The organism is Methanosarcina sp. A14 (assembly GCF_001729375.1).
In the GTDB taxonomy this organism is placed as follows: Archaea; Halobacteriota; Methanosarcinia; order Methanosarcinales; family Methanosarcinaceae; genus Methanosarcina; species Methanosarcina barkeri.
Genome location: NZ_LZPK01000054.1, coordinates 1 through 9,312, shown reverse-complemented (window position 1 = coordinate 9,312; position 9,312 = coordinate 1). Strand labels below are relative to the sequence as shown.

9 protein-coding genes and 1 tRNA gene are annotated in these 9,312 nt (G+C 36.8%); 7 read left to right on the top strand and 3 right to left on the bottom strand.

Annotation, left to right across the window (positions count from 1 at the left end):
- The 5 genes from A9239_RS03540 to A9239_RS03520 form a co-directional block, all read left to right on the top strand.
- Positions 1-480 (top strand): PGF-CTERM sorting domain-containing protein (locus A9239_RS03540; protein ID WP_141706358.1); only part of this gene is annotated, 480 nt, incomplete at its 5' end.
- Between the two features lie 172 nt (positions 481-652).
- A complete protein-coding gene (locus tag A9239_RS03535; RefSeq protein WP_052712675.1) occupies positions 653-1,429 on the top strand; it encodes a hypothetical protein in 777 nt (258 codons plus the stop codon).
- Between the two features lie 651 nt (positions 1,430-2,080).
- Positions 2,081-2,191 (top strand) — tRNA-Met (locus A9239_RS03530).
- Positions 2,192-2,590: 399 nt separating this feature from the next.
- Positions 2,591-3,418 carry a sulfite exporter TauE/SafE family protein gene (locus tag A9239_RS03525; RefSeq protein WP_048119831.1) on the top strand — a complete coding sequence of 276 codons (828 nt, stop codon included), beginning with the start codon at positions 2,591-2,593 and terminating at the stop codon, positions 3,416-3,418.
- Between the two features lie 844 nt (positions 3,419-4,262).
- The gene (locus A9239_RS03520; protein WP_048119829.1) at positions 4,263-4,760 is read left to right on the top strand and encodes a GNAT family N-acetyltransferase; all 498 of its coding nucleotides are present in this window, start codon (positions 4,263-4,265) and stop codon (positions 4,758-4,760) included.
- 117 nt (positions 4,761-4,877) lie between these two features.
- Here the strand turns inward: A9239_RS03520 and A9239_RS03515 are convergent, their stop codons facing one another.
- The 3 genes from A9239_RS03515 to A9239_RS03505 all read right to left on the bottom strand — a co-directional run bounded on the left by A9239_RS03515 (position 4,878) and on the right by A9239_RS03505 (position 7,229).
- Positions 4,878-6,008 (bottom strand): ABC transporter ATP-binding protein, encoded by a 1,131-nt coding sequence (locus A9239_RS03515; RefSeq protein WP_048154544.1) that lies wholly within the window; start codon positions 6,006-6,008, stop codon positions 4,878-4,880.
- A 2-nt stretch (positions 6,009-6,010) separates the two neighbouring features.
- Entirely contained in the window at positions 6,011-6,688 is a 678-nt protein-coding gene (gene modB / locus A9239_RS03510; RefSeq protein WP_048119825.1) for a molybdate ABC transporter permease subunit, read from the bottom strand.
- 331 nt (positions 6,689-7,019) lie between these two features.
- The gene (locus A9239_RS03505) at positions 7,020-7,229 is read right to left on the bottom strand and encodes a molybdopterin-binding protein (protein ID WP_048119823.1); all 210 of its coding nucleotides are present in this window, start codon (positions 7,227-7,229) and stop codon (positions 7,020-7,022) included.
- 1,452 nt (positions 7,230-8,681) lie between these two features.
- Here A9239_RS03505 and A9239_RS20125 point away from each other — a divergent pair.
- Both A9239_RS20125 and A9239_RS03495 read left to right on the top strand, forming a co-directional pair.
- On the top strand, positions 8,682-8,873 hold the full coding sequence (locus tag A9239_RS20125) for an FmdE family protein (RefSeq protein ID WP_230669140.1): 192 nt from the start codon (positions 8,682-8,684) through the stop codon (positions 8,871-8,873).
- Positions 8,874-9,083: 210 nt separating this feature from the next.
- On the top strand, positions 9,084-9,312 hold a 229-nt coding region (locus A9239_RS03495; protein ID WP_176722097.1), incomplete at its 3' end, for a 4Fe-4S dicluster domain-containing protein.

The following is a 9,312-nucleotide window of genomic DNA, read 5'->3' as shown; positions in this document are numbered from 1 at the left end:
CTCATTGACTACGCAAACGCTATAAAGATCGAATCTGACGATGAATTCGGCGAACTCAATGATGTTTCCATACAGGGAGATACCCTAAAGATCAGCAATGACGACACCTTTACTCTGACCAGAGACTCTGATCAGGACATTGCAGAGGGTATGTCCTTCAAGATCGCTGACACTTCAACTTCCGACCTCAGGTACTACCCATTCGTCGAGAGGACTGTCGGTAATAACACCACTGTATCTGACATCACAAAACCGAGTGGCAACGAAACCGTTGGCAACGAAACCGTAACTCCTGCTAATATCACCACCGAAACTCCGGAAGATGTGAACGCAACACCAGAAACTCCGGAAGCGACTACTCCAGAAGAACCAACCGATAACGCAACTAAGCCCGAAGAAAATAGCACCCCAGGATTTGGAGTTGTTCTTGGACTTGTCGGACTCCTTGGAGTTGTCTACCTCGTCAGGAGGAACAACTAAAATTTCTGATTGAAGGGTTTTCTAACTCTTCTCTCTTTTAATTCTTTTTTAAATTCCTTTTGCAGATAACTTTTTATCTACGTATTTCTTAATTCAAGCGATCTTTCAACTTTGAAATCCCGGTTAAACTTGATAGTTATTTCCAGGATTATACAGATTTTAGGTGAAGCTTATGAAAAAAATGGTGGCTTTAATATCTGCACTTGTGGTTTTGATGGTCGCATTTTCAGGCTGTGTTGGCGACAATAAATCCACAGTCAATGGAACAGAGCCCAATAGCTCGGGAGAAAATGTAAATCCTGCCGGAAGCACGGCTAACGTTAGCGAGCTTAATGAGTCCGCAGTTAATGTAACAGAGTCGAGTAGCCTGGAAGCGAATGTAAATCCTGCTGAAAGTGCAGCTAACAATAGCGAGCTTAACAATCCCTCGGTTAGTGTAACAGATTCGAGTAACTCGGGATCAAGTACAAATACAGGATCAAGTACAAATACAAATTCCGCTGAAAATGCGGCTAACATTAGCAAACTTGAAAACCTTCCTTCAGGTTTCGAATATGTTGGGTCTTTCTCTCTTAATACAGCTGATATCAAAATCGATTACAATGCAGAGAATGTTTCCGAAGTCGTCGGAGGGACCGAAAGCATGTACAAATACAACGATTCTGACTTCTATATGGATGTAATCGAGCTTGAGAATTCTGAGGCTACAACTAATCTAATAGATGCATACAAGTCTTCCTTCAAGCCATTAACAGAAGGCTCCCGTTTTGTCGAAGAGTCATTTAATGGGCATTCAGCTGTGAGAATTGCAGACTACGTCACAGATGAAGGAACCGAGGTCCCCAGGTATACCTATATCTGGAGCAATGGAAACAATGTATTTGTGGTTACCGGAAATACTGCTGATGACTCTCTGGTCAAACAGCTGGCAGAAGCCACAGGGTACTGACATTTTCAAAAAGGTATAATTTTTTTATTCTTTCTTCCCTTTTAATTCTTTTTTCAGTTTTTTAGTTTGATTTTTATTATTTTATCTCATTTTTTCTTTCGTCTGCCACTCACCACAGTAAAATTTCACGTTTCATTTATCTCTGATATCAATTTTTAAAATCCAGTCTGGACTTATTGGGGTTTTATGCAGAAGATAAAAACAACTAGGTGGTGTATTTAGAGACCAAAAATGGTATCATTCAATTTTCACCAAATGCCATTAAGAATCTAGATTTCAATGGCATCACTACTCAAAGAGAAATTTTTGTTTTACAAGCAATCCTTTTCCGCCGACATTAATATTGCAATTGATTTTTGCGGATAACTCTTTCAACCTCTTCTGTTCCTTCTTCTTTATCTGGTGGCAGGAGACAGGATGCCTCACTTTAATGATAACCATACTATTCTTATATGTCCTTGAACGGGTGCTTCTGGTCCGTCGCGGCAATTTCGTAGAAGTCTAGTTGTCTGTTGATTCCTGGCAGCGCTATTCTATCAAGATCTCTCCCTCTCAGACAACTTCTTCATGTAAATATTACGAAAAAAATCCGGTTTTTCGGTATTTTGATCGTTAGACTTTAATATAACTTTGTACATTTGTGTGTTGCAAGCCCGGATAGCCTAGATGGTTGGGGCGCCAGACTCATAGGGACAATTATATGAGGCGTCTTTAATCTCCTGAGATATCTGGAGGTCGCGTGTTCGAGTCACGCTCCGGGCACTTTATTTTTATTTAATGTATTTTTAACTATTTTGTCTTAATTTCTCATTACAGGTATATTTCCTAGATAATTAATTTTAAACAATCTTCTATTTTTCAGGCTTTTATGGAATTTTTAATATTTTCTACTTTCTGTATCTATATTCAAGATTTTCAGCAATCAAACGCAATAGATTCAGAGTTTAACATAGACTGTATTTAACTAAAGAGTAAACAAGCCAATATACGAGAGTTGCCTGGTCAGGTCAAGGAATTCAGTAAGGAGTAGTTCACATACATACTTTGATTAACTCATAGGTTAATGCATATCCAAAAGAGGAAAAAGGACAAATTTTTTCTTTTATTGAGAAAAATAACGAGAAATCAGGTAATTATAAGAGAAATTATACTTGACTGAAAATGACTCCTACAGATCCCCTTTACCTTTGTATCCTTATTTTCACAGGATTTTTTACGGGTATTGTCTCAGGTATGCTTGGTATTGGTGGAGGCTTTGTCATGTCTCCTGTTCAGTACTGGCTTTTGCAGGAGACTGGGCTTCAGCATGACATTGCAATAAGGATAGCTTTTGGGACAACTCTTTTTGTGGTTCTGCTAAATGCCATAAATGTTACTCATATTTACCATCAAAAGAATGCAGTACTTTGGAAACAGGCAACAATCATAGGGATCTTCGGATCAATCTTCAGTTTCGTGGGAGCAGCGGTAGCTTCTTACTTATCGGCTTCTATCCTTAGCACAATTTTTGGAATCGTAGTTATAATTGGTGCAGTTAGAACTTACTTTACTCCTGCAGTTACAGAAACGAAATATATCAGCTCTAATCCATTACCTTATATTTTTTCAGGTATCTTCATAGGCTTTTTTTCTGGTCTTTTAGGGCTTGGGGGAGGAGTGATTGGAATTCCAATCATGTTGATTTTTCTTCATTTAGATATGCGAAAAGCCATAGGGACCTCAGCTGCAGTAATAATCTTTACCTCTTTTAGTGGATCTATTGGGTACATAATCAATGGCTGGGGAAAGGCTGGACTCCCTTCTTATTCTGTTGGATACGTAAATCTTTTAAATTGGATTTTACTTGCATTTCCGGCGTTTCTTGCAGCAAAAAACGGAGCTAAAATTGCTCATCTTATGAATCCCGAGCATTTGAAGCATCTATTCATAGTTATAATGCTCTATTTCGGGCTGAAAATGATAGGAGTTGTTGATCGTATTTTATATTGAACTCATTTGTCCTTTTTATAACCGCAAAATCTAATCTCTGTACTGTATGGGATTTCTGTTCAATTTATGCTACTATTTTACATAAATTATTTATAATATTAAGAGGAAGCATACTCCCATAATAAGGTGAAAAGAAGAACTAGAAGAAGGAAGGGGTTTTGTTCATGAAACATCTAAAAATATGTCCAAAATGCCATTCTAAACTAAAATTGCACTCCGATGGTGAGACCCAGTATTGTAGTACTTGCAGTTACTGGACAAAGATAGGACTGTAAGACTTGATTCAATAATGATTTACGGATAAGCAATCTGCATGAAGAATGCTGAGATTTTTATATGGGAGCGTAAAAATTGATGATTTCTTTCAAAATTCAGTGACTGAAATCAATAAAGACCCAGAAAACAAACTGATCCCTAAAACCGTTTTTAACTTTGATCAACGGGATTGTTGGAACTGTTTCATTAGAAGAATTTGAGTAGCTACTAAAATACTAAATCCAAAGAAGCAAGTTTTGAGCATAGGGGGTTATTTCATATCCAAATTCTGTTATTTATTGATTTAAAATTATGGAATACCACTCACTTTATCCATTTCTAATTTTACCAAATTTTGATCCTTTTTCTTGTAAATTTCATAAAATAAGGAAGCTGCAGGTACTTTCTCATGTTTGTCTCAAATTTTAGATTCCACGAATAGGGTTGGTATAATAGTTGATATTCAGTATTATGTTGGATTGGCCTATATACTTGGAATAATAACGGCCATCAGGAAACCTTTTAAATAATTCAATCTGATTGAATGACTTTTTAATATAAAAAATTAAGTTTTTAAAGGCAGATCAAAATGTGCAAAGTTATTTTTGATGAAATAAAGGAAGAACATCTGAATGATGTTTTGGAAATTTATACCCACTATGTTCTCAACACAAATGTAACCTTTCACGCGCATGCTTTCTCAAAAGATGAAATGCGAGAATTGGTATTCTTTGAAAATCCTAAATATAAAACTTTTGTCATAAAATCTGCTGATAAAATTAATGGATATGTAATATTGACTCAGTACAAAAAGCGTGAAGCATACGATGGAACTGCTGAAGTAACTGTATACTTAAAGCCGGATTACATAGGTAAAGGCATAGGCAGCCAGGCTGTTAAGTTCATTGAAGATATTGCAAAAAAGCAAAATATTCACGTACTTATTGCGACAATATGCGGAGAAAATTCTAAGAGTATTAATTTATTTGTGAGAAACGGCTTTAGCAAATGTGCGCATTATAAGGAAGTAGGAGAGAAATTTGGGCAACTGCTAGATGTAATGGCATACCAAAAAATAATATCATAATGCTTATATCATAATGCTTATACCACAATGTTTTACGCTATTGATAGTATGTTCCTTATAAATAACCAGCCAAAAGTTGAATTTTTTCTATATCTCTAAATATTGTTATTCATTGAGTTATGATTTATGGAATGCCACTACTTTAGTCATTTCCAATTTTGCCAGGCATAGATCGCCTGTATGCAGTCTCAGAGCATCAACACACTGCGCAGGCACCTCTGCAGTCAGGGTTTTGTTATATCTGGCAAGTTTAAGTGTGATGCGCTTTTTTGGTCCCTTATTGGTTATACTATTGATACGGGCGGAGTAAGTGTTGTCATTTTGATTTTCAGAACGTGAGTCAGGCAAAAGAAGAGTGATGTTCTCAGGATGAATTCCCCAGAAAACTTTATCTCCAGGTTCGAATCTCTGAGTTTTTATCCTTAAAATCAGGTCTCCACTTTTTAACACTGTACATTTTGACTCTTCGTCACATTCTTTAACATAAGCGTCATTGAAAATATTTGATATCCCAACTAGTTCTGCCACATGCAAGTTATTAGGATGATAAAATATTTCTTCCGGGGTCCCGAACTGTTGAGCTTTTCCCTCATATAAGACAAGAATCTTGTCGGCAAGCTGGAAAGCTTCTTCCAAACTGTGGGTGATAAACAACACAGGTATCCCAATTTTGGTTTGCAAATCTCTTATTTTTTGTGCAAGTCTGGTTCTAATTTCCAGATCAAGTGCAGAGAATGGTTCGTCCAGAAGCAAAATTTCAGGTTTGGGAGCCAGTGCCCTTGCCAGAGCTACTCTCTGTTTTTGCCCACCTGACAGCTGGGATGGATATCGGGTTTCCAGCTCCTCAATATGAAGAAGGCTTAGCATTTCTCGAACCCTTTCTTCCTTGGATTCTTTCTCCCAGCCTTTGAGCCCACATTCTATATTTTTTCTTACATTCATATGGGGAAAAAGAGTATAGCTCTGGAAAACATAACCCAGGTTGCGTTTCTGAATAGGCAGGTTGATTTTATTCTCTTTGTCGAAATAAACTTTATTTCCTACGGTTATTTTTCCCTCATCAAGATCCGTAATTCCGGATATGCATTTAAACAGTGTGGTCTTTCCTGACCCTGAAGGTCCAAAAAGTACGACAAGTTCGTTTTCCATTTCAAAGCTGACATCTAACGCAAAGGATTTCTTAATGCCTTTTTTCTCATTGGTATTAGCTTCGTTATACTGTTTTTTAAGTTTAATTTTAACGCCCAAAACTATACCTCTAATTTTCCTATGAATCGTCCAGTTAGAGATATAGCCAGCAGGGATATAAGAATAAGGATTAAGACCAGAGTCTGAGCAAGTTCATCATTGCCTGCCTGAAAAGCACTGTATATCGAGAGAGACATTGTGTTCGTTTTTCCCGGAATGTTCCCTGCAAGCATAAGTGTTGCTCCGAATTCTCCGACAGCCCTTGCAAAACTGAGTACCAGCCCGGCCAGTATACCCCTTTTTGCAAGGGGGAGGGTTATTAGGAGAGCAGTTTCAGTTTCACTTCTTCCAAGGATATAGGCTGCATATTCAAGCTCTTTATCTACTGCTTCAATGGCTGCCTGAGCAGCTCTCACCATAAGAGGAAGGGAAACTGTATAAGCCGCAATGACTGCTGCCTGCCAGGTAAACATGATCCCAGTGCCAAAAAAGTTGTAAATGAAATGGCCAAGAAGGCCTTTTCTACCTACAAAAATAACCAGAAGATATCCTATTACGGTGGGTGGGAGAACTAGAGGTAGTGTTACTAAAAGCTCTGCAAGTTCTTTTCCCCAGAAATCACGCCTCGCAAATACATAAGCTATGATTATGCCAGTGCAAAGGACCAGAACTGATGATATGGTTGCTACCCAGAGCGTAAGAGATAAAGGAAACCATACCTTATCCAACATAATGACCATGTCTTTTATTTTCGGGATAATCTTATGTAAGAGATAGCAAAACGCTTATTAAAATGGATTATCATAAGGTAAAAATTTTTTAGTAAAACGCTATCAATTCTGAAAATTGAGTCTAGATTATGAAAATTAAATTTAAAAATAAATCCTAATTAATAATGTCCCGCTAAAGACACAAACTGATATTAAATTATTCACACTCTGCAAATGTACGTCATACTTTACTTTTTTAAGCCACAGCCATCAAAAAATAAGCAGGGTTTAATGGACTCTTGCAGAGTGGAATAACATTACTTACTAATTTTCATGCTTTGTGCATGAAATGAATTGGGGATTAATCTGTACCGATTATCACATTTGAAGCCTTGACAATTGCGTATACCTCGCTTCCTTCTTTTAGCTTCAGATTTTCAGCTGAGGTTTTTGTAATGATAGATGTCATTTCTACTCCGCCAGGCAATTCTATTACGATTTCAGAATTGACCATCCCCGTAACAATACTTTTAACCTTTCCTTTTAAAACATTGCGTGCACTTAATTTCATTTCCTTGCTCCTCCTTCAAGTGTTTATTATGAACACTTGCTTTCTCACTTATGATCTAATTGATAATATAGTTTGCGTATATATAATATGGCTTTATTCTATATATTAATATGAATAGTACTTTCCTCTTGAGAAGCCTGCTTCTCCGAATATGGAAATTTCTTCATATTGAGAAAATGGATAATATCATTATGTATAGATGCAAAAAATAGATTCTTCCAATTTTATGAGAGTTTTGTCTGAGTACATTTCATTGTATCTTTGTATCTGAAGCTTGCTCTTATCCTTTCTTACTGGAATTTGCCGTAGAATTACCTTAGAAGGTTTGCTTTTTTAAACTTAAATTTTTTAGCTATCAAATGAGGATCACAGAACTACAGGAACATACTTATTTCAAGAGCCCAACATTTACACCCAAATTGAACCTTTTAAATTTATATATTAAATCTTGCCAAAACAAGCCCATCCTTCTTTTTTTTGAAATTTAACTTCCCCTCTTGCCATTATCTCTTAAAAAACCCATTATTATATTCTATTTGGAGCAAGGATGTGAAATAATGGATTTTATTTTCTCTGAGAATAGGCAAGTTTCTGGAATAGAGAATTATTTTTCTCTGTTCATATTCTATTATGAATTAAGTTGAGGGCTCATGGGTGGAGGTCCAAAGGTTGATTTTTCAGCATTTTACCTTTGCCTGAACATGAACCTGAATCTTTTCGGGGATTTGAAACTTTTTTTGAACAAGATTTTATCTTCTGTGATCCTCAATAACCATGAAAGCATGCAAACTATATATAACGTTATGTCTGTCAAAACATAACGAAGTTTTACCCCAAAATTATTTCGTTTTTTTATTTATTTTATTGCATTAAAATATCGTATACAGATGGCTCGTTATTTAACTTCAACTTTAAATTTGTTTCTTCTACATGATCATTCCTAAGTACCAAAGTATAATCGAAATTTACTCAGTGTTTAACTTTTTGCATCGCCTGATGCTTCATCGTGTATTGAACTTTTAAATGGTTTTGAATTTGCTAAATAATAATTGTAGAGATTTTTATGATATTGTTTTCTGCAACTCACGAACAACATTTATTGAGAATAAATATTGTTTAATAACTATTATATATTATATTTATTATATAAATATGCACAGTATCTTATCTGATATTCAGATTCAAAAATAATAGCAGTTGAACCTTTGGGGGTGTATACATTGCATAAAAACTCGCACTTAGAGAAAGAAGCTATGGAAGTAATCATGAAGCAGATAAAAGATCCTGAACTGCTTTCACAGATTGAATAGGTCGTTCTCTTTCATGGCTTCCTGACTTCAGTGGCATTAATCGGTATCCAGATGCTCAATATTGCAAATAGAGAGCTCGACGTCCAGGGTGGGAAGCGCAGGTGGGGAGCGCATATACGTGACCTGCGAAACGAAAAGCTGCATGCCTGGTCCATCCCATATCCTTGCCGGAGCGACCATCGGAAACAATGGATTAAAGATCGTTAATTTGGGGGAAATGGCGGTCACGGTAAACAAACAGGCGTCTGAGGAAGCTAGTAGTATAAAAGGGACCGACTTATTCTCGGCTCTGAAAAAACGAAGGATTATCCTAAACTCTGCGCCTGGTTTCTGAACACTGAAAAACTTCCTCATACAGAGGGTATCCAATCCTTCTGGATGCAGGGGAGAAGGTCTATTCCTAGAACTCTGTAGATGTAGAAGTTCCGATACGCAAAAAAAGCGAATTCAGTGCTGTGAAATATGCGGTTAAATGGTCATTCAACACGATAACGAACTGCTGTGCGGCAGTAGTTGCACAGAACAATGTTGGGAGGTTAGCAAAATGCAAGAAGATATGATATTGTCTGTCTTTGCTGAAATAAAAGGCAAGCAATTAATCTATTACCCTGAAAGATGCATTGGCTGCGGGACCTGCGTACAGGCATGCCCCAAAGGCAACCTGGCAGTTGGAGCTGTTGGAGCTATAACAAGAGGTTTGTTAGATGCGGATTTTCTGGAAATGAAAGACAGTGAAGCCTGCCTTGTCTGTGAAATTTGTGCGAAAGTTTGTC

Coding starts and splice junctions, on each gene's coding strand:
- A9239_RS20125 (WP_230669140.1), top strand. CDS start 8,682: ATGCCTGGTCCATCCCATATCCTTGCCGGAGCGACCATCGGAAACAAT.
- A9239_RS03535 (WP_052712675.1), top strand. CDS start 653: ATGAAAAAAATGGTGGCTTTAATATCTGCACTTGTGGTTTTGATGGTC.
- modB (WP_048119825.1), bottom strand. CDS start 6,688: ATGGTCATTATGTTGGATAAGGTATGGTTTCCTTTATCTCTTACGCTC.
- A9239_RS03505 (WP_048119823.1), bottom strand. CDS start 7,229: ATGAAATTAAGTGCACGCAATGTTTTAAAAGGAAAGGTTAAAAGTATT.
- A9239_RS03520 (WP_048119829.1), top strand. CDS start 4,263: ATGTGCAAAGTTATTTTTGATGAAATAAAGGAAGAACATCTGAATGAT.
- A9239_RS03525 (WP_048119831.1), top strand. CDS start 2,591: ATGACTCCTACAGATCCCCTTTACCTTTGTATCCTTATTTTCACAGGA.